The sequence below is a fragment of the Lapidilactobacillus achengensis genome (genome assembly GCF_003946655.1).
Lineage (GTDB): Bacteria > Bacillota > Bacilli > Lactobacillales > Lactobacillaceae > Lapidilactobacillus > Lapidilactobacillus achengensis.
Window position 1 is genome coordinate 1 of record NZ_RHOV01000005.1, and the last position, 20,122, is coordinate 20,122.

Annotated in this window: 18 protein-coding genes and 11 tRNA genes; 28 read left to right on the forward strand and 1 reads right to left on the reverse strand. The window is 49.9% G+C overall.

What is annotated here, in order from left to right; translation table 11 throughout:
* Nucleotides 1–89: 89 nt before the first annotated feature.
* From EKM94_RS04005 to EKM94_RS04030, 6 genes are all read left to right on the forward strand, one after another.
* Nucleotides 90–521, forward strand: a complete 432-nt coding sequence (locus EKM94_RS04005; protein ID WP_125597870.1) for a hypothetical protein — start codon at nucleotides 90–92, stop codon at nucleotides 519–521.
* A 109-nt stretch (nucleotides 522–630) separates the two neighbouring features.
* Nucleotides 631–849 (forward strand): hypothetical protein, encoded by a 219-nt coding sequence (locus EKM94_RS04010; protein WP_125597873.1) that lies wholly within the window; start codon nucleotides 631–633, stop codon nucleotides 847–849.
* Complete coding sequence (locus EKM94_RS04015; RefSeq protein ID WP_125597876.1) at nucleotides 813–1,151, forward strand: hypothetical protein; 339 nt, start codon at nucleotides 813–815, stop codon at nucleotides 1,149–1,151. The genes EKM94_RS04010 and EKM94_RS04015 overlap by 37 nt, the downstream gene beginning before the upstream one ends.
* 50 nt (nucleotides 1,152–1,201) lie before the next feature.
* Nucleotides 1,202–1,789: a peptidylprolyl isomerase gene (locus EKM94_RS04020; protein WP_125597879.1), complete on the forward strand. Its 588-nt coding sequence runs from the start codon at nucleotides 1,202–1,204 to the stop codon at nucleotides 1,787–1,789.
* Between the two features lie 235 nt (nucleotides 1,790–2,024).
* On the forward strand, nucleotides 2,025–2,783 hold the full coding sequence (locus EKM94_RS04025) for a carboxymuconolactone decarboxylase family protein (RefSeq protein WP_164511095.1): 759 nt from the start codon (nucleotides 2,025–2,027) through the stop codon (nucleotides 2,781–2,783).
* 191 nt (nucleotides 2,784–2,974) lie between these two features.
* Nucleotides 2,975–3,652: a DUF554 domain-containing protein gene (locus EKM94_RS04030; RefSeq protein ID WP_125597886.1), complete on the forward strand. Its 678-nt coding sequence runs from the start codon at nucleotides 2,975–2,977 to the stop codon at nucleotides 3,650–3,652.
* Here the strand turns inward: EKM94_RS04030 and EKM94_RS04035 are convergent.
* On the reverse strand, nucleotides 3,649–4,374 hold the full coding sequence (locus EKM94_RS04035) for a GntR family transcriptional regulator (RefSeq protein WP_125597889.1): 726 nt from the start codon (nucleotides 4,372–4,374) through the stop codon (nucleotides 3,649–3,651). The genes EKM94_RS04030 and EKM94_RS04035 overlap by 4 nt on opposite strands.
* Nucleotides 4,375–4,633: 259 nt before the next feature.
* Between EKM94_RS04035 and EKM94_RS04040 the strand changes: the two genes are divergently transcribed.
* The 22 genes from EKM94_RS04040 (at nucleotide 4,634) to mutS (ending at nucleotide 20,102) form a co-directional block, all read left to right on the forward strand.
* Nucleotides 4,634–6,349 carry a class I mannose-6-phosphate isomerase gene (locus EKM94_RS04040; RefSeq protein WP_125597892.1) on the forward strand — a complete coding sequence of 572 codons (1,716 nt, stop codon included), beginning with the start codon at nucleotides 4,634–4,636 and terminating at the stop codon, nucleotides 6,347–6,349.
* 18 nt (nucleotides 6,350–6,367) lie between these two features.
* The gene (locus EKM94_RS04045) at nucleotides 6,368–7,315 is read left to right on the forward strand and encodes an ROK family protein (RefSeq protein WP_125597895.1); all 948 of its coding nucleotides are present in this window, start codon (nucleotides 6,368–6,370) and stop codon (nucleotides 7,313–7,315) included.
* Entirely contained in the window at nucleotides 7,312–9,723 is a 2,412-nt protein-coding gene (locus EKM94_RS04050) for a glycoside hydrolase family 38 N-terminal domain-containing protein (RefSeq protein ID WP_125597898.1), read from the forward strand. Before EKM94_RS04045 ends, EKM94_RS04050 begins: the two co-directional genes overlap by 4 nt.
* Before the next feature lie 171 nt (nucleotides 9,724–9,894).
* Nucleotides 9,895–10,251, forward strand: coding sequence for a hypothetical protein (locus EKM94_RS04055; protein WP_125597901.1), 357 nt, complete (start codon nucleotides 9,895–9,897; stop codon nucleotides 10,249–10,251).
* Nucleotides 10,252–10,660: 409 nt separating this feature from the next.
* Nucleotides 10,661–10,732, forward strand: a tRNA-Glu gene (locus EKM94_RS04060).
* Nucleotides 10,733–10,760: 28 nt separating this feature from the next.
* Nucleotides 10,761–10,850 (forward strand) — tRNA-Ser (locus EKM94_RS04065).
* Nucleotides 10,851–10,870: 20 nt separating this feature from the next.
* Nucleotides 10,871–10,944: transfer RNA gene (locus tag EKM94_RS04070), tRNA-Met, on the forward strand.
* Nucleotides 10,945–10,947: 3 nt separating this feature from the next.
* Nucleotides 10,948–11,020: transfer RNA gene (locus EKM94_RS04075), tRNA-Asp, on the forward strand.
* A gap of 6 nt (nucleotides 11,021–11,026) precedes the next feature.
* Nucleotides 11,027–11,099, forward strand: a tRNA-Phe gene (locus EKM94_RS04080).
* A 5-nt stretch (nucleotides 11,100–11,104) separates the two neighbouring features.
* Nucleotides 11,105–11,185: transfer RNA gene (locus tag EKM94_RS04085), tRNA-Tyr, on the forward strand.
* A gap of 7 nt (nucleotides 11,186–11,192) precedes the next feature.
* Nucleotides 11,193–11,263 (forward strand) — tRNA-Trp (locus EKM94_RS04090).
* A gap of 14 nt (nucleotides 11,264–11,277) precedes the next feature.
* A tRNA-His gene (locus EKM94_RS04095) sits at nucleotides 11,278–11,350 on the forward strand.
* Between the two features lie 8 nt (nucleotides 11,351–11,358).
* A tRNA-Gln gene (locus tag EKM94_RS04100) sits at nucleotides 11,359–11,430 on the forward strand.
* A 65-nt stretch (nucleotides 11,431–11,495) separates the two neighbouring features.
* Nucleotides 11,496–11,566 (forward strand) — tRNA-Cys (locus EKM94_RS04105).
* 29 nt (nucleotides 11,567–11,595) lie between these two features.
* Nucleotides 11,596–11,679 (forward strand) — tRNA-Leu (locus EKM94_RS04110).
* 559 nt (nucleotides 11,680–12,238) lie between these two features.
* Nucleotides 12,239–12,904: a TetR/AcrR family transcriptional regulator gene (locus tag EKM94_RS04115; protein ID WP_125597904.1), complete on the forward strand. Its 666-nt coding sequence runs from the start codon at nucleotides 12,239–12,241 to the stop codon at nucleotides 12,902–12,904.
* On the forward strand, nucleotides 12,897–13,700 hold the full coding sequence (locus EKM94_RS04120) for a lysophospholipid acyltransferase family protein (protein ID WP_125597907.1): 804 nt from the start codon (nucleotides 12,897–12,899) through the stop codon (nucleotides 13,698–13,700). The genes EKM94_RS04115 and EKM94_RS04120 overlap by 8 nt, the downstream gene beginning before the upstream one ends.
* Entirely contained in the window at nucleotides 13,697–14,575 is an 879-nt protein-coding gene (locus EKM94_RS04125) for a glycosyltransferase (protein WP_125597910.1), read from the forward strand. The genes EKM94_RS04120 and EKM94_RS04125 overlap by 4 nt, the downstream gene beginning before the upstream one ends.
* Nucleotides 14,529–15,497 carry a glycosyltransferase family 8 protein gene (locus tag EKM94_RS04130; RefSeq protein ID WP_164511096.1) on the forward strand — a complete coding sequence of 323 codons (969 nt, stop codon included), beginning with the start codon at nucleotides 14,529–14,531 and terminating at the stop codon, nucleotides 15,495–15,497. Before EKM94_RS04125 ends, EKM94_RS04130 begins: the two co-directional genes overlap by 47 nt.
* Nucleotides 15,494–16,354, forward strand: a complete 861-nt coding sequence (locus EKM94_RS04135; RefSeq protein ID WP_125597915.1) for a lysophospholipid acyltransferase family protein — start codon at nucleotides 15,494–15,496, stop codon at nucleotides 16,352–16,354. Before EKM94_RS04130 ends, EKM94_RS04135 begins: the two co-directional genes overlap by 4 nt.
* Nucleotides 16,355–16,641: 287 nt before the next feature.
* A complete protein-coding gene (locus tag EKM94_RS04140; RefSeq protein ID WP_125597919.1) occupies nucleotides 16,642–17,442 on the forward strand; it encodes a TIGR00282 family metallophosphoesterase in 801 nt (266 codons plus the stop codon).
* A 14-nt stretch (nucleotides 17,443–17,456) separates the two neighbouring features.
* Nucleotides 17,457–20,102: a DNA mismatch repair protein MutS gene (mutS, locus tag EKM94_RS04145; RefSeq protein ID WP_125597922.1), complete on the forward strand. Its 2,646-nt coding sequence runs from the start codon at nucleotides 17,457–17,459 to the stop codon at nucleotides 20,100–20,102.
* Nucleotides 20,103–20,122 lie beyond the last annotated feature (20 nt).

Consider the following 20,122-nt stretch of genomic DNA (forward strand, 5'->3'; position numbering starts at 1 on the left):
ATTTAACGAAGTGGTTTTGCAAGGTAGAGGTCAAAACAATTCCCTCTTATGAGGTGGTACGGCAATGCCAACGGATTTGGATTAGTTAGTTGGTACAGTTTGCATTGGTTGAACACCTTTACCTGCTCCATAAACAATTCCCGGTGAAATCGACCGATTCAGTTGATTCACCAAGAACTATCTCTGTTCATCAGACCGACTGTACTGGTGTCACCAATTTAAATCTTGTGACCACTAACCACGGCTGTCAACTGCGTGGATCCTCATCAATTGGCGATAGCTTGCCAATTGACGTGAGTGCTCAAACGACTGCTATAACGTTGAGCGGCTGGAGCGGAGAAATTCGGGGTGAGATCGCCGTGAAATTGTCCTTGGCGGCTTTGCCGCCTAGGACAAGGCTCAGCTTTGAGATTCGCGGGTTTTGCGAAGCTCAAAGTGACGCCCACAGCGAGCTCACCCCGAATTTCGCAGCGCAAGCCGCGGCCAACCTACTTTTGAGGTGGTACGGCAATGCAAACTGATTCAGATTAGAAGGCTGGTACAGTTTGCATTGGTCGGACATCTCTACGCGTTTTCTCAACAATTCATGGGTGGAAACCGTCCAATTCAGCTGATTCATCAAGAACTAGCTTGGTTCATCACACAAACTGCGCTGGTGTCACCAATTCAAGGATTGTAACCACTAATCACGGCCGTCAACCGCGCGGATCCACATCAATTGACGATAGCCTGCCGGCCGGCGTGAGTGCTCAAACGGCTATTATAACGTTGAGCGGCTGGAGCGGAGAAATTCGGGGTGAGATCGCCGTGAAATGGGTGAGAGTGAGAGCCGACCTGGGCAGCTTCTGAGCATTAGCCTAGCAAATATTTTGGAGGCTGGGCTTTGCCTCCGGAATATTTGCGTAGCTAAGCGGAAGAAGCTAGGTCGGCGAACACGTTTGGCGGCTCTGCCGCCTAGGACAAGGCTCAGCTTTGAGATTCGCGGGTTTTGCGAAGCTCAAAGTGACGCCCACAGCGAGCTCACCCCGAATTTCGCAGCGCAAGCTGCGGCCAACCTACTTTTGTCCATTGAGTGCTCCACCATATCCGTAATCCACCAACGCCAAGCAGTGCAAACCGCGGCCAAAAAGTTAACTGAGGGTCGCTTCTGACCGCAAATTGTATTAAACTATGATTATCAAGCAAATTATTGGAGGCAATTATGACGTACCCACAATTAGATCTGGCCCACGCGACTGGAAGCAAGGCAACCCTGGTGACTAACCATGGCACAATCGAAATTCAATTATTTGATGAACTGGCGCCTAAGACCGTCAAGAATTTCATCGAATTGGCCCAGAAAAAATATTATGACGGTATTATTTTCCATCGGGTCATTCCTGATTTCATGATTCAAGGTGGCGATCCCACTGGCACCGGCGCTGGTGGTGAAAGTATTTACGGCGGCGAATTTGAGGACGAATTCTCTAATGAACTTTTCAATTTGACCGGCGCCTTGTCCATGGCTAATGCTGGTCCGAACACCAATGGCAGTCAATTCTTTATTGTCTCCAACGCGAATATGCCTAAGCGGATGTTGCAAAGTATGCAGGAGGCTGACTATCCTGAGGAAATCATTGCCGCTTACAAACAAGGCGGAACACCATGGCTGGATCATCGTCATACTGTTTTCGGTCAAGTGACCGCGGGGATGCCGGTTGTTCAAGAAATTTCTCGAGTGGCGCGCAATGGTCAGGATCGGCCTAACGATGATGTGGTCATTGAGTCGTTAACGATCACACCTGCCTAGCGTCATTGGGTTAAATCCGTTTATTAAGTACCATAAAAGCTTGATTGTCGATCAATAATCAGGCTTTTTTTGTTAGATTGGGTTGATGGGGTCAAGTGTTGGCGAACTTGGGTCAACGAGCCGCTCGAATTATTCGCCGAAGAAATCAGTGCGTTGGCGGATGCTCGTTGTTCTTAAAGGAAACAGTACTGGGTCTTGTCGGAATGGGTCGAACGATGAAAGGAAGCACAAGCGAATGCAAAATGAATTAGTTCAACAAATTTCTGTGATTGATCGTGACTTGGCACAATTGGTAACCCCATGGCTAGATGACCAGGTCAAAAGTGGCACGGCGCACTTAGCAGCGGATCGGGTCCTGATTCCCTTGGTGGCGTTCACCGTGCAGGGACAGACTGATTTGGTGGCCGCGCAAACTTGGCTGGCACGGCAGGCGCAGATTTCACCAGAGAAAATCGTTGAGTTGATTTATCAACTAGCGCCGGTGGTGGGGCTGCCTAAGGTCTTGGCAACGCTGAATGTGATCCATCAAGTTTTTCGCGCGAACCAGGTCACGGTTAAGCCAGGGGCAACGGTGCAGCCAGATGATTATGGCGCCCAGGTCCAAAGCGAGCTGTATGGTAATGAAATCAAAAACCTATTGGCCGAATTGCCGGAAGGCGCCGGGGATTATATCAGCAACGCGTTGACCCAACACTTTTTCAATGATTTTTATTGTCGTGGCTTTCTTACCGTGGCGGAACGGGAGAAATTTGAATTGTTGGCCCTGATTACATTGAATGTTGATTTTCAAGTTCGGGCCCATGCTCGCGGAAGCTTGAAGGCGGGCAACAGTGAGGCAGAACTTGTGTGGTCCGTGATTCAATTGTTGCCTTACATTGGTTTTCCTTTGGTGATCAACAGTGTTCGCCAGATTCATCAAGCGGCGGTTACCTTACAGACAGAGGCCGCGGCGGAAACGAACCCGACGGCCTCCGGAGCGGCTGATGAGCACTAGCCGGCAGTTGAGCTCCAAAGCTAACCGTGCTAACATAGCTAGCCAAACTAACCCAGGTGCGCCCTTAGGACTTACCAACGTTCTGACGCCGTTAGCGCGTTCGATCGTTGGTGGGATCACGGGGTTATTTGGGATCGAGATCATCAAACTAAGTGGCGCAGGCTTGTCGTGCCAAATGGAGGAATTTAATAATGTGGGGAACGCTCTTTAATGTAGGCATGATTCTGGTGGGCAGTTTTGTCGGGACTTTTTTCAAGAAGGGGCTACGGCCAGAATTTCACGAAATTCTTATGCAGGCGCTGGGACTGGCCGCGGTGGGGTTGGGAATCAATGCGGTTGTCCAACAACTTCCGCGGAGTAAATATCCGGTTTTATTCATTGTTAGTTTGGCGGTGGGCGGTGTTTTTGGGCAATGGTTAGATATTGAGAACCGTTTCGATCGCACGGTGCGCCGGTATAGCAAAAGCGATCTGGCCACCGGCTTATCGACGGCGATTCTCTTGTTCTGCATGGGGTCTTTGGCCATTGTCGGTCCAATCGAAGCGGCGTTGAAGCAGGATTATACGCTCCTGTTGACAAATGGGATGCTGGACGGGATCACCTCCATGGTCCTGGCGGCAACCTATGGCATTGGCATCGCCAGCGTGGCCGCGGTGGTCTTTGTCTGGCAGGGCAGTATTTATCTGTTGGCGCTGTTGTTGCGTAGTGCGATCGATCAGACCTTGTTGACAGAGATCATGATTGTCGGGGGCTTGTTGATTTTCGCCTCGGGGCTGAGTATTCTCAAAATCAAACAATTCAAAACCATGAATTTGTTGCCAGCGCTTTTGATCCCACCGCTGATTCTGGCGATCTTACGGCTCTTTTAACGTTGTTGGGTGAAATCGATCGCATATTTGTATTGTGATCCGATATAAAAGCATTCACTATATTCGTAATAATCAACCAGCGGATTGTTGACGATCCGCGCCCGTTTAAGCACGGGCTTTTTTTGTGGGATCATCAGGATCTGCGCGACTTTCTTGCTGGGTTCGATGGCTTCAACGATCTCGCGAACATGCTTGATCCGAATGCCCAAAGTGGCGAGATAATCGTAGAAGGAGTGTTGGTAAGTGCTGGCCTCTAAGGATAGCAAGGGGTTGAATTTAAGATAAGTCTTGAAGTATGCAAAGGCCTTCCCCTGAGCGCCGCGCACCCGTTCGATCATGATGATTTGGTCGCCGACTCCGACCTGTAAGTAGTTGCTCAATTTGTAGTCGGCAAAACCCAAGCGCACATTGACTTGGAGCGTTTCGATATCGATCCCGACTTCCTTCATTTCGTTGGTGAAGCTCTTGTAGGAGGTGTAGTGGGTGGCGATCCGCTCATCAAAAGTACTCACAAAGCTGCCTTTAGCGCGCTGACGGACGATCAGATTATCCTTGACTAATTCATCAATGGCCTTACGAACCGTGATGCGACTGACGTGGTAGTGATCGCACAGGGCAAATTCAGTGGGGATCCGTTGCCCGGGTCGCCAGGTTCCCGTTTGAATTTGTTGACGCAAGTCTTGAGATATTTGCAGGTATAAGGGAAGTTGTTTATCAGTCATTGATTGGCCTCCAGCCGCAGTCGATTTAGTGAGCAAAGTGATGATCGATGCAAAAAGCTGATCCAAATTTAAGCCAGCTGTCGGTGTTGATCGCCACCTAATTGTTGATGCTTGATTCAACTTCATCGCTTTTTATTGTATATAACAATAGGGCTAGATGCAAGCCAGATAAGCCATTGAAATGTACAAAATCCGCTATTGTTAACGGATACAACAGCCCCTATACTAAGGTCAGTAGCAAGCTAAGGAGGAATTGTCATTGTATGATGCGACCCCAATTTTTAAAGTGAAAAAAGAGCTGCCAGTTTATGGCAACCTTGCTCAAATCGTCGCGGAACTTAGCAAAAGTTCCGCTGCCATGATTGCCTTTGATTGTTATCCGGGCGTCGACCAGCGTCAGTTGGGCCAATTGTTGACGCAGTTGCCTGCTGACCGCGTGCTCGCTACTGATGAGGTTTTCTTGGAACCGGCGGCCTTGACGGCTAAGTTACACTCGACGCTAACGGATGATGAACTGTTCGGTCAGTTTCATGATTATGATTTGGCGGAATTGATCGAACCACAAAAATTACGACAACTTCAAGCTGACGTGGCCGCCAGTCCCGGTCGCACGGTGGTCTATGGTGTCGGTGCCGCCAGTTTGATCGCGGCGGATCTGGTGGTCTATGTCAGTCTCACCCGCTGGCAACTTCAGGGGCGCTACCGTGAAGGGCAGGCCAACTGGCACAGTGATAACGCCCAAGAATCGTGGAATCGCAAGATCAAGCGGGGTTACTTCTTCGACTGGCCCCTAGGGGATGCGCTGAAAGCAAAAGCGTTCCGTCAATTTGACTATTTGTTAGATTTGAACGATCCGCAGCAATTTCGGATGGTGGCGGCGCCCGATTACTTGGAAATCATGGGAGAACTGGCCCAGCGACCTTTTCGGCTGAAGCCTTATTTCGCACCAAGCGTTTGGGGTGGTCATTGGCTTCAAGAGAATTTCGGGGTCGAACCGGACGCGCCGAACTTGGGGTGGGGGTTTGACGGGGTGCCAGAAGAGAATAGTTTGTTGCTCCAAGTGGGCACGACCGTGTTGGAAGTGCCAGCGCAAGACCTAGTGATGTTGAAACCGCAAGCCCTTTTGGGTGAGAAAACATATGGTCGTTACGGTGAAAGTTTCCCGATCCGCTTCGATTATTTGGATACGGTGGGCGGCGGTAATCTGAGTTTGCAGGTCCATCCTACCGCTGCATACGCTTATCAACAATTTAAACTGCCTTACACGCAAGACGAAAGTTATTACATTATGGCAGCCGCGCCGCAAGCGCAAGTGATCCTGGGCGTGCGGACCGGCGTTGATCCTGCCGAGCTGGAGTCGGCCTTGACAACGGCGCAAACGACCCAGAAATTTGCTGCTGAGAAATTTGTTAATTTTTTGCCAGTCAAGGCCCATGATCATTTCCTGATTCCAGCTGGCACGATTCATTGCAGCGGCGCGGAAACGGTGGTTTTAGAGATCAGCGCGACCCCGAATCGGTTTACCTTTAAGTTGTGGGATTGGCATCGTCTTGATCTGGATGGTCGTCCGCGGCCGATCAATATTCAACGAGGCATGGCCAATTTGGATTTTGGCCGTGACACGAACGAGGTGACCCAGCATTTGGTCAATCAAATCAAGCCTTTGCGGCAAACGCCGGGTCATCAGCAAGAAGAAACGGGGTTGGCGCCTAGTGAAGCCATCAGAACCATTCGTGATCGTTTCGATCGGCCCATCACCTTGACGACCCATGGCGATGTGATCATGGCCTGTCTGGTTGCTGGCGAGGAAATTTGTCTGGCACCGGCTACAGCGACGTCGGCCAGTGAGGCTTGGTTACAGCTCCACTATGGGGAAACGGTGATTATTCCTGCTAGTGTCGGCGATTTCCGGGTCTTCCCCAGTGGGCCAAGTCAGGGCCAGGAAGTCACGCTGCTATCAGCGCAGATCAGGTAAGGAGGCGCAATTGACCAGATGGAAAAAGTGAAATTGATGTTTGATGTTGGGGGTACCGTCACTAAAAGCGGTGTTTTCACCGACGCGGGTGACAATCTCTTGCCTGAATTGATTTACACGCCGACTGCGGCCGATTGTTCAGGCCCGCAGTTTGTGGCAGAAATGGTCCAGCATTGTCTGAACTTGGTTGCGAAATTGCCTGAACCGGTGTTGATTTGTGCGGTGGGTTGGGCATTTCCGGGTCCCTTTGATTATCAACGGGGGATCAGCCAGATGCACGGACTGCATAAATTCGAGCAACTTGCGGGTTATGATCTGGCGACGGCTTTCAAAAAAAGTCTGAGTGCAACGGCACTGAATTTATTGCCAGATTGGTCGTTATTTTTCGCCAATGATGCGTTGAGCTTCGCCTTTGGTGAGGCAGCTTTACACGATCAAGAGCGCTGTGGCGGCTACTTCACAATCGGAACCGGTTTGGGCTCCGCCTTTCTAAGAGCGGGGCAACAACTTCAAGCTTGCGGACGCTTACCAAAATCGGGCATGATTTTCGGAGAACCCTTTGGTGAGAGTACGATTGATGAACAACTGTCCGGAAGGGGGCTGGTCCAGCTTTGCCAGCGCCAGGGGATCACGGCTGGATTGCCGCAAGTGACCGCGGCCGCCGCGTTAGGCGATCCGGCAAGTTTGGCCGTTTTGGCGGAGTTTGGTCAGCGATTAGGCCTAGGGTTGGGTCCCTACTTAGTTGAGTTGGCCGTCGATGAAGTTGTTTTTGGCGGCCAGGTCAGTCGCGGGTTCCCTTACTTTGAAATGAGTTTCAGACAAACATTGGCGCGGCAAGGAATCAGTCCTGAAATCAGGGCCAGCCTTGATACGTCGCTGCGGACGATCCAAGGTTTAAACTATTTGGCAGCTAGGTCAACGATGACCACAAAATCAGCATCGTGTGAAAATGGAGGATTTTCATGAAAAAGTTATATCTGATCAATCATTCCCATACAGACATTGGCTATACTGCTGTTCAGGAATTAATCATGCAGTGCCATGTGGACTATATTATTCAAGCCATCGACATTGTGAGTGCCGAGTTGGCGGAAAAAGGGCATTGCGATTTCGTGTGGACTTGCGAGAATTATTGGCAAGTGAAGAATTTCCGCGAAAACGCCACGCCAGAACAGATCGAAATGTTTGAGCGTTACGTTGAGGCGGGCTACATTGATTTTAGTAGCAATTATTTGAATTTGAACGAATTGGTCGATCCCGATATTCTCAGTGATTGCTTAGGGGCGGCCCATCAGTATGGTCAGCGCTTCTCCCGACCGATCGATTCGGCGATGACCGCTGATATCAACGGATTCTCGTGGGGATACGCCCATGCCTTGGCCAAGAACGGCATCGACAATCTCTTTACCTGTATCCACGCGCATCACGGCATGTACCCCTTGTTCAAGAGCCAGATCCCGTTTTGGTGGGAAGCGCCGACCGGGGAGAAAGTGCTGGTCTGGAATGGGGAACATTATCAAATCGGGAACGAAACGTATTTGATGCCCAACGCGCAGATGAGTTATCAGATCGAAGATGAGTACGCTGGGGATCTCAGCACGCCTCAATTGGAAGTGGCGAAGAAACGGATTTTTGGGTATTTCGATGAGCTGGCCCAATCTGATTATCCATATGATTTCGTGCCCATGATGATTTCTGGATTCATGTCAGATAATGCTGGACCAGATCGTGATATTGTTGAATCCATCGCGGAATGGAACGCGGAATACGGCGATGAGATCACGGTTGAGATGATCGGACTGAACCAATTCTTTGAAGTCTTGCGGCAAACTGATCTGAGTCAGATCCCAACTTATCGGGGCGACTGGAACGACTGGTGGGCTGAAGGAGTTGGCTCGACACCAGCGGCCACTAAGATTTATAAAGGGGCCGTCCGGAATTATCGCCTGCTTCAAGATTTGACCGATGAGAAAACGGTCAAAGGTCCACTGGCCCAAGCTGCCCGGGATGATTTGATGCTCTTTGCGGAGCACACCTGGGGGTATAGCTCCTCGGCCTCGGAACCTTGGAACACGCTGGTCAATGAGTTGGAATATCGGAAATTCTCCTATGCGGCCAACGCCAGTACGGAAATTGATCGGGCGCTGATTGCCTATTTGATGAAGCATGATGATTATGCGATGCCGAAAGCCAATCGTCCGCAATTTTATCGGGTGATCAATCCCTATGACCGCACTGTGACGCAAAATGTGACCTTGCTGATGGAAGCGTGGGAACATTTCGGCAAGCAGCGGATCATGCCCAACTTGATGCCTTACGTGGAAGCCTACGATCGGGAAACCAATGAAGTGCTGCCTTGTCAAGTCATGATCACGGCTCGGGCTTACGAAATTGAACTGGTGGTGACCCTCGCGCCGAAGCAGGTCAAACAGATCGGCTTGCGTTTGCGGGAGACGCCCAATCTGCCGCCACGCTATCGTCCAGCGCTGAAAGGCGCCGAAAACGTCAAAGACATTGTTTATCCTGGTTTGATCGATGATTCGACGGTCGAAACAAAATATTTTACAGTTAAATTGAGCAATGACGTGGGTTTGGCACAAATCATTTATCGCCCGACTGGTGAAGATATCATCGATCATCAGGCTGCCCACCCACTTTTCCAAGGCATTTACGAGAAGACCACGATTCAAACCGATCCTTGTATGGAACGCCGCCGAATGGGACGTAACCGCAAAGGCAAAGAAGCGCAACGCTGGAACAGCCAGATCACGGATATTCGAATCTTGGAACGGGGTCCTGTGTTCACCGAGGTTGCCATTGATTGCCAATTAGCCGGTACGCAAATATTCAGTTATGTCCTCCGGATCTATCAAGACATTGCCAAAATCACTTGTATGTTACGGATTCAAAAAGATAGTGTCTGGGATCCTGAGAATCTTTACTTTGCCTTGCCGCTTAAATTGGCCGGCGAGCGTTACTTCAAAAAATCCGGTAGTTTGATGCGACCAGGCATCGATCAGTTACCAGGCACCAATACCGAGTTTTACATGCTGGATACGGGGATCCTTTATCGTGATCAAGCGGGAACTGGGCTGGCGATTTCTTTGAAAGACGCGCCGCTGGTGACCCTTGGTGACTTGGCCCATCATCCGATCCATCTTTGTGATGAACAGTCTCGTGCTAAAAACCAAGCCGACCTATATTCATGGGTGATGAATAATTTCTGGGAAACCAACTTCAAGGTCGATCTCTCTGGCTTTTATGAATTTGCCTATAGCCTAACCATGGCTTCAGCGGTGCCGGATATGGCAACTTGGGATCAACATTTGAAAGAAGAAGACCAAGGATTGATTGCAATCCAAGTCGATTTCTAGCACGATTCTGATTTGGGCCTGAGCCTGACCTGGACTCGAAGCTTAGCCAACGCCGGCACGCCAATTGCGTAAATGGGGGACTCCGACTAAGGATGGATTGTCTTTTGGCGCAATGGTGTTATCCTCAAGATGGTTAGCGCTTGATTAGCGCGACGATCGGAGGTTGGTTACATGTATCAGGCAGTCTTAGTTTACAATAGTGATCCGTTATTACGCGGCAAAATCGGTCAAACATTGATTCAGCGAGATAGCAACGTGGCGCATTACCGGGCGCTGTTAGACCGGCAGGCGCGGCAAGAACAAGCGCCTTGGCAGTTTGAATTGGATCAAACCAACGGGGATATTGCCGCATTATTGGCCCAAGGTTACGATGCAATCATCTGCTTGCCAGGTTTGCAACATCGTCTGGTTTATCCAGATGGGGAACCGCGGATCTATTTCTTAGACAATGTTGAATTTCGCGCCGATGAGCTTGACTTGGTCTGGGCCCGGCTACAAATTCTCCAACAAAAAACAATTGACGAGTAGCGCGCAACCATGAATTTGCAACAGTAGGTCTGCAACAAGTTAATGACTAAATAGCGTGACGGGACCGGCAAGATCCCGGTGGGCTTCAACCCCACCGATCGGATCGCCGGCTAACCGTGGCGCTATTTGTTGTCCTGGCGTTCTGGACCGTAGAAAGGTTGGGCTGCCCCCCCCGAAAGTGAGAAAAAAGTTATTGTCAACTGAATTTTTTTGCAAGCAGGTTCGCGTAAAAGTGGACCCAAACCCAATTAGATCGGGATTTGAAAACACTTTTAGAAAAAATGGTTTTGGCGTTGACAAACGCCTGATTTTCCTTTATCATAGTTTAAGTCGTCTGGTGCTACGGCGTAACGTTCGGCTTTTAGTTTTAGGACGGATGACGTACCTGAATCAGATTTGACCAGCGTATGGCCCCTTGGTCAAGTGGTTAAGACACCGCCCTTTCACGGCGGTAACATGGGTTCAAATCCCGTAGGGGTCATTAACAAAATATTTGTTATTTTCAGCATGGAGGATTACCCAAGTCCGGCTGAAGGGAACGGTCTTGAAAACCGTCAGGCGGGTCATACCGCGCGTGGGTTCGAATCCCACATCCTCCTTTTTCCAAATTTAATATTATCGCGGGATGGAGCAGTCTGGTAGCTCGTCGGGCTCATAACCCGAAGGTCGCAAGTTCAAATCTTGCTCCCGCAATATGGTCCCATGGTGTAGGGGTTATCACGCCTGCCTGTCACGCAGGAGATCACCGGTTCAAATCCGGTTGGGACCGTAAGTTGGCTCGGTAGCTCAGTTGGTAGAGCAATGGATTGAAGCTCCATGTGTCGGCGGTTCGATTCCGTCCCGCGCCATTTATGGAGGAGTAGCGAAGTGGCTAAACGCGGCGGACTGTAAATCCGCTCCTTCGGGTTCGGTGGTTCGAATCCACTCTCCTCCATTTTTTTAGGGATATAGTTTAAAGGTAGAACTACGGTCTCCAAAACCGTCAGTGTGGGTTCAATTCCTACTATCCCTGTTTACCTTATTATGGCGGTATTGGTGAAGTGGTTAACACACCGGTTTGTGGCACCGGCACACGTGGGTTCGATCCCCACATACCGCCCTTTTTATTGGGTTATAGCCAAGCGGTAAGGCAACGGACTTTGACTCCGTTATGCGCTGGTTCGAATCCAGCTAACCCAATTCCAATTTTTCTAAATTGGTTATTGACTTCTCAAGAGTCAACGTGTAATATATTTAAATGTTGTGGCGGTATAGCCAAGTGGTAAGGCAGAGGTCTGCAAAACCTTCATCACCGGTTCAAATCCGGTTACCGCCTTTGGGCAGCTGCCACAATATAAACACCATGCCGGTGTGGCGGAATAGGCAGACGCGCTGGACTCAAAATCCAGTGTCCGCGAGGACGTATCGGTTCGACCCCGATCACCGGTATATTGTAGCATTTATCTGTGCCAGTCAGTGCAGGTGCCTGATGAAGAACGTTGAGAAATCAACGTTCTTTTTTTGTTTTACTGGAGAGTGGCAGAGAGTAAAAATAAACTTTACTAACCACTACTAACCACTTTTTGACGTTTTTCGGGTCTAGAATTGGCCCCTTATCTGGCTCCTTATTATGAAAATTTCAGACCCAATGGGTCGCGTCTACCGAAATTGATAACCGTGGCTGCAAGCGTTGAATAAACGCTCGCTAGCCGCGGTTTTTTGTGGTCCGCCAGCGGCCTCACTGGGGGATAGCGTGATCACGACATTTTGCGTGATGAGACGTTGAAGAAAAAGATGCGGAGACAATCGGCGGCACGGCGTGAATCACCGGTGTTAACCGTAAATGCGAATAAGTCGCCAAAGAAAACCCAGAGGAAATAGGGGCGCAACTATTGAATTTTCAGAAAACTTGCGCTAAACTCGGTGAGTGAGTGATTACTTACTTTGTTTGGCTTTCCTAAATTTGCCGAAACGAAGCAAGGTGGTCAGTCGGAAAGGAGGGTGGAACGTGCAAGGACAAATAGAAACAGATCTGGAACGTTGGTATGACGCCAACAAAATGCCGGCTAGTCAACGTAAAGTTCTTTCCGCGGCCATTGTCTTGTTCTCAGAGCAAGGCTACGAGCGCACCAGCACCATGGCGATCGCGCGCAAGGCTGGCGTTAGTCAGGCGGTGTTGTTTAAGTATTTTCACAGCAAGCGGGATCTACTTCATCAGATCATTGATCCCATCGTGGACAATTTGATTCCAACCTATGTGGCGGAATTCTTCGACAATATTCAGCACATTAGCTTTGTGAAGGGACACTTGCGGACAACACTGCGGGAAATTGCCCATGAGCGTTTTTATTTTTTGTACAATAGCAAAGAAGTGGTGTTGATTTTACTGTCTGAGTTTATCACCCATGAAGCGTTGAAGCAGTCGGTCTTGAAGGCTGTTTCAGGCCAGCAAGATCGGGTGATCCGTAAGGTTTGGCGGGAATTTCGACCTGGGCCGGCTTTGCAGAATGCAGACGCGTTTCGAAATTTCGTTCAATTATTAGTCACCCAATTAGTCGGCTATTTCCTGCTGGTGACCAATATCAGTCCGGGTCATCATTATGATTTTGATGCGGACCTGGATCGGATCGCGGATAATGTGTACCTCGTCGTAACTGGTGACGATGATGGCTAAGAGGAGATTCGCCCCCAAAATCACGCTGTTCTATGACAAGTTTACTGACGATTTCGTCTTTAGCGAGCAACAGGATTATCAGTTGCCAGCTGATTTCCAATTTCAGCGTAAGGGGATCGGCGCGGCGCTATCGGGGCGGTTGGTTCGAGCGGGCTTTTGGCTCTATGGGTGTTATTATTCGCGGCTCAAATCCCATGTTCACTTTGTCAACCAGCGCGTCCTGAAGCCTTATCGGCACCAGGGAATTTATTTATACGCCAATCATACCCAACCGATGGGCGATGCCTTCACGCCTTTTCAGCTTCTGAAAACGCGACCCTTTGCGGTGATCATCAGTCCCGCGAATCTCGGGATCCCAGTCGTCGGTAAATTATTACCAGCCGGCGGCGCCTTGCCGATTCCCACGGATCGTCATCAATTTCGCCAATTCGAGCAGGCGGTTCAGGCCAGTATCCCGGCTAAGAAAAGTTTATTGATTTATCCAGAGGGCCATGTTTGGCCTTATTACACGGGGATTCGCCCCTTGCCACTGGCAGCGTTCCATTATCCCATCGCTACTCCGGCGCCGGTTTTTACTTTAACCACAACCTACCAGAGTCGAGGTGTGGGCAAGAAGCCGCGACAAACCGTCTTCGTGGATGGACCATTGACCGTACCGACTACAGGTTCGCGCAAGGAGCGCCAGGAAGCTTTGCGTGACGCGGTGGCCGCGCAGATGGCACAGCGGAGTCGCGCCAGTAACATTGAATATTATCGCTATTTACCAAGGAAGTCAGAGGGGAGTGGGGCTAAATGAATATTTTATATTGCGGCGATGAGAAAATGACGCAAGGCCTCTTGTTGTCGATCCTGTCATTACTTGACCATACCAAGCATCATTTACAGATCTATGTGCTGACGGCGACGATCAGCAATGCTAAGCAGACGTTTTATCCGGTTAGTGATCAAGCCATCGCTTTTTTGGATCAATTAGTCAAACAGCAGAATCCCGCGAATAATGTGGTCAAATTTGACATTACTAAACTGATGGCGGCCCAACCACCAACGGCGAATCTGGAGACAAATTTTACCCCCAATTGCATGTTGCGCCTTTATGCCGATCAACTTCCGGCAATCCCAGATCGGGTCTTGTATTTGGATACCGATGTGCTCTGCCGACATAGTTTCACTAGTTTTTATGAGCAGGATCTAACCGATGTGGAAGTTGTCGGCGTATTGGACCATTATGGCAAGTGGTTTTTCCATCAGAATTGGCGTCAGTTCGATTATTTGAACTCCGGGGTGATGCTGCTGAACCTGGCCTTGATTCGTCAGGACGGCTTGTTTGCCCGTTGTCGCCAACGTTGTCAGACGACATGGATGTTCATGCCCGATCAGTCGGCGTTGAACCAATTAAGTGAGCGCAAGCGGATCGCGCCGGATAAATTCAACGAACAACATCAGCTTCAACCTGAAACTGTTTTCCAACATTTCACGACCAGTTTTCGCTTCTTCCCATGGTTCCAAGTCGTGACGATCAAGCCGTGGGAGATCGAGCGGGTACACCGTGAATTGGAGCTTCATGATTACGACAAGCTTTATCAACAATATCAGCAACTCAATCAAGCGTTTCAGGAGGAAGTCAATGACTCAACCACAGAAAATGATTCCGATCTTCTTCGGGATCGATGACAAATACGCACCGTACCTATCCGTGACCCTGCAGTCGCTACTGAGTAATCGCGGCGCAGACACGAGCTATCAAATTACGGTTTTGTACCAGACACTGTCTCTTGAAAATCAAGAGAAATTACGGGCCCTGGTGCCAGCCAGTTGTACGATTGAATTCGTTGGTTTGGCCGCTGACCTGTATGATCGCTTTGACGGCGACAAGAATACATTGCGGGCGGATTATTTCACCTTGACGATCTACTATCGCTTGTTCATCGCGGATCTCTTCCCACAATATCAGCGAGCGATTTATTTGGACGCCGATACGATCGTGACTCGGGATCTGACGCCTTTATTTGAGACGGATCTGGGCACAAATGTGATTGGCGCGATTCCAGACGCCTTTATTTGTAACCATCCAGAACCGCGGCGCTACGCGGAACAAGCGATTGGTGTCGACCCCGATCATTATGTCAATTCAGGCGTGCTGTTGATGGATCTGGCCGCCTTGCGCGCGCAACATTTCAGCGCGAAGTTTCTGGCGTTACTCAATCAATATCATTTCGAATTGATCGCGCCCGATCAAGACTATCTCAATGCGATCTGTTCCGGCAAAACCCTGTATTTAGCACCAAAGTGGAATGCCCAGACTGAGTATATTTTGGCTGAGATCAAATTAGCGCTACCGGCCATTATCCACTTCAACTTATTCGGCAAGCCTTGGTGTTATGACGCGATCCCGTTCGAAGAAGAATTCTGGAAATACGCGAAAATGAGTCCCTATTACGAGGAGATCGCGGCGTTCAAGGCTAACTATGCTGCCCAGAAGATCAAACACGATCAGGCCAAGAAATCACTCTTAGTTGAACGGATCAGCAGTATTCCCGCCACCCCTGTGACCTTCACGAAAGTTGCCGCGGAGGGAGGCGCGATTCAATTATGATTATTGGCGGAAACAAACAGGCGGTGATCGACAATATCGAGCAAGCCGTGGCGGAAGGCCGGTTCAACGATAAGGTTGAAGTCGATGATCCCCAACTGAGTCCGGCCGCTGAAAACCAGCTGCTCCAGGATTATCTCGCCGCCTTACCAACAAGTAAATACCACTGGAAAAACCATCTAGGCCGCGCCTTCATGCGGTTGGCGACAAATTGGTTGAATCGGCGGACAGAAGTCGTTGATATCGCTAATCTCAAACAAATCAGCGGTGGTGGCATCATTACCAGTAATCACTTCAATCCCTTGGATAATACTGCGGTGCGTAAGGCGGTTTATCGCGGTAGTCACGCTCGCCTATTCGTGGTCAGCCAACCGACCAATTTGCGGATGACGGGTTTGATCGGTTTCTTAATGAATTATGCGGATATTCTACCAATTGGGAAAAGTATGCACTATATGGGCCACACGTTTCCTGGCTTGTTACAGCGGATCTTTGCACAAAATGACCTGGTCCTGATTTATCCTGAACAGGAAATGTGGTTCAATTATCGTCGCCCCCGTCCGTTGAAACGCGGGAGCTATTACTACGCGGCCCGTTTTCAGGTGCCAATTATTTCGCTCTTCGTTGAAATGCAGGATCTGGGTAAACCAGATAATGATGAATTCAACCAGGTCCGCTATGTGGTTCATGTGTTACCGCCAATCTACCCTGATCCCGCCAAATCCATCGACGAGAACAGTCAGGCAATGATGGCGCAAGACCACAACCAAAAAGTGGCCGCTTATGAACAGATCTACGGACAATCAATTGACGCGCCGTTCTCGGCGGCCGACATTGTGGGTTGGCGTGGTGCTAAGTAATTTTTTCGAGCCCTTATTTCATTGAACTTTTGCTACAAAGTTAATTCGGCTTTTTATTTTGAACGCACTTATTCGATCAGCGGGCAGGTCCCGCTGATTTTTTTGTGGGCAGCGTCTCTTATTTTGCTTTGCAAAAATTGGCGGCACTTTGTTGGCGTCAAGGGTCCGGACTGCTGCGCGGAAGGTGTGAATGACTCGGAGTCTTTCGGTGACCCGTCACGGCGTCCCCTGTTTTAAGCGGGCGTTTTATGGTAAAATTGAACGTATTATAGAAAGAGGCCAAAGCGATGCGAGTCATATTTATCGGCGATGTTATGGGCGAAATCGGCCAACAAATGCTGACAACTTATTTACCGAAATTGAAGAGCAAGTACCGGCCTCAGTTGACCGTTGTCAACGGGGAAAATATCGCGCGGGGCAAGGGAATTACCCGCGCGCTTTACAAGCTGATCTTACAGGCTGGCGCCGACGTGGTGACCATGGGTAACCACACGTTCGATAAGGATGAGATCTTTGATTTTATCGACAGTGAGCCCAAATTGATCCGGCCAGCCAATTATCCGGCGAAGACCACGCCAGGACGTGGCTTTACGACGATCAAGGTCAATCAAACGACCGTGGGCGTGATCAATTTGCAAGGGCGTGTTTTCCTAGACAATATCGATGATCCTTTCGCCAAGATCGACACGATTCTGGCGGAGCTTCAAGCAAAATGTCAAGTGATCCTCCTAGACTTTCACGCGGAAACGACCAGTGAGAAATTAGCGATGGGCTGGTACACGGATGGGCGCCTGTCCGCTGTTTTGGGCACCCATACCCATGTTCAGACCAATGATGCGCGGATCTTGCCTGAAGGCACTGCTTATTTGACTGACGCTGGAATGACGGGGCCTTACAATGAAATCTTAGGGATGCGTCGTGACCGCGTGATCGAACGCTTTCGAACGAATTTGCCAACGCGTTTCGAAACGCCGACCAGTGGACCGGGTCAGTTGAATGGTTGCTACTTGGAGATCGACGAACAAACGGGTCACGCCAAACAAATCAAATTGATCAGCATTACGCCTGATCGACCACTGATGGACTAGTTAGGGGAGTGTCTATGCCACAGAAAACCAAGGATACGCCAATGATGCAACAATATTTGGCGATCAAGAAAGATTATCCGGATACGTTTTTATTTTATCGGATCGGTGATTTTTACGAATTGTTTTATGATGATGCGATTAAGGGCTCGCAGATTCTAGAATTAACGTTGACCGCCCGCAATAAGAGCGCCCAAGATCCGATTCCAATGTGTGGCGTGCCCCACCACGCGGCCCAGAACTATATTGATATTCTGGTCGATAAAGGCTATAAGGTCGCGATCTGCGAACAAATGGAAGATCCTAAATTGGCCCAAGGCATGGTCAAGCGAGAGGTCATTCAGTTGATCACGCCGGGGACCATGATGGATCAAGATCCCAGCGCTGCCAAACAAAACAATTATTTGGCGGCGCTCCATGTTGCTAATGGGTATTACGCGTTAGCTTACGCGGATCTGACGACTGGCGAAGTGCGGGTGACCCAGCTGCGCCATTTCAACGAAGTGCTCAACGAGGTGCTTAATTTGAATTCCAAGGAGATCGTGATCGATCCGACGGTGCCCGCCGCTGATCAGGCCACGTTCACCAAATTAGGCCTCTTATTATCTGAGAATACTCAGGTCAAGAATTCCAGTGAATTTAGTTATACGGCCCAGCGTTTGACCTTGCCGGCGGAGAAAAGTGTCCTCAAGGCATTGATCAGCTACTTATTAGCGACGCAGAAACGGTCGTTAGGGCATTTGCAGATTGCCGAGGCTTATCAGGTCGACCAATTTCTGCGAATGGATCACTCCGTCAAGGCCAACTTGGAAATTTTTCAATCCTTGCGTACAGGTAAGCGGGATGGCACCTTGCTCTGGTTACTGGACAAAACCAAAACGGCCATGGGGGGACGCCTGCTCAAACAGTGGCTGAATCGGCCCCTGTTGGACGAGACCGAGTTGAACGCGCGTCAGGATGCGGTCCAAGTGCTGATCAATCATTATTTTGATCGGATCGCATTGCAAGAGGCGCTCCAGAAAGTTTATGATCTGGAGCGCTTAGCTGGCCGCATCGCCTTCGGTAGCGCCAATGGTCGTGACCTGATCCAATTGCGCAATTCCTTGGCGCAAGTACCGCTGATCATTACCCAGTTACAAAAGCTTCAGGGGACAGCGTTGGATCATTATCGCGACCAGTTGGATGACTTGCCCGAGATCCGGGGCCTGATCACCGACGCAATCGATGAGGATGCGCCAATTTCCATCACGGAAGGACATGTGATCAAGGCGGGCTACAATGACCAGTTGGATCAATATCGTGACGCGATGGAAAATGGCAAAGGCTGGCTGGCTGAACTTGAGGCCAAGGAACGTAAGGCCACCGGGATCAGCACGCTGAAGGTCGGTTATACCCGCGTTTTCGGCTACTATATCGAAGTGACCAACGCCAATAAACAGTTGGTGCCAACGGATCGCTATCAACGTAAGCAAACCTTGGTCAACGCCGAACGTTACATCACGCCTGAATTGAAAGATCATGAAGCTTTTATTTTGCAGGCGCAGGAGCAATCGACGCAATTGGAACACGAACTCTTTGTTGACGTGCGTGACCAGGTCAAAGCAGCGACGGAACAGATCCAGGATCTGGCCAAGGTCTTGGCCGCCTTAGACGTGTTACAGAGCTTCGCGGTCGTGAGTGAGCGGGAACATTATGTGCGGCCCACGTTGACCATGACGGATCAGAACATCAAAATCGTCAAAGGCCGGCACCCGGTAGTTGAGAAAGTGCTGGGCGCGAACGGTTTTATCCCCAATTCCTTGCAAATGGATGACGCCACCACGATCCTGTTGATTACCGGTCCGAATATGTCTGGCAAGAGTACCTATATGCGTCAAATTGGCCTGATTGTGATCATGGCCCAAATTGGGTGTTTCGTGCCGGCAGAACAGGCGACCCTGCCCATCTTTGATCAAATTTTTACGCGGATCGGCGCGGCGGATGACCTGATTTCTGGAGAAAGTACCTTCATGGTCGAAATGAAAGAAGCCAATCATGCCTTGAGCCAGGCGACTTCTCGGAGTCTTTTGCTGTTTGATGAACTGGGCCGCGGCACGGCAACTTATGACGGCATTGCTTTGGCTGACGCAATCATTGAATATATTCATGACCATTTAGGCGCGAAAACATTATTTTCAACTCATTACCATGAACTGACTCAGTTGGCTGAGCGGTTGCCGCGTCTGCGAAATGTCCATGTCGGCGCCACTGAAGATCACGGTCGCTTGATTTTCTTGCATCAAGTGCTGCCGGGACCTGCGGATAAATCCTATGGGATTCATGTGGCGCAGTTGGCCGGTCTGCCAGCGGCGGTGATCAAACGTGCCAGTAAGGTCCTGCAAGTGTTGGAGGCAGAAGGCAATGACTTAGGCGGCGACGGCGTGGTGGCGACCCAGATCCCGCTCTTTAATTTGGCCGACACTGTCGCTGAGCCAGTGGTTCAGCCGCAACCAGCGGTAATTCCAGTCGCGCTCCAGAACTTGCAAGCCGAATTAGCGGCGGTGGACATCAGTGAGTTAACACCATTAAAGGCGCTGAATCTGGTCAATCATTGGCAACAATTGGTGGCCACACCCAACGCCGATCAGTCTGATACCACGGATGCCGACGGAGGGCATCACTGATCATTAGCCGATCTTGCCGA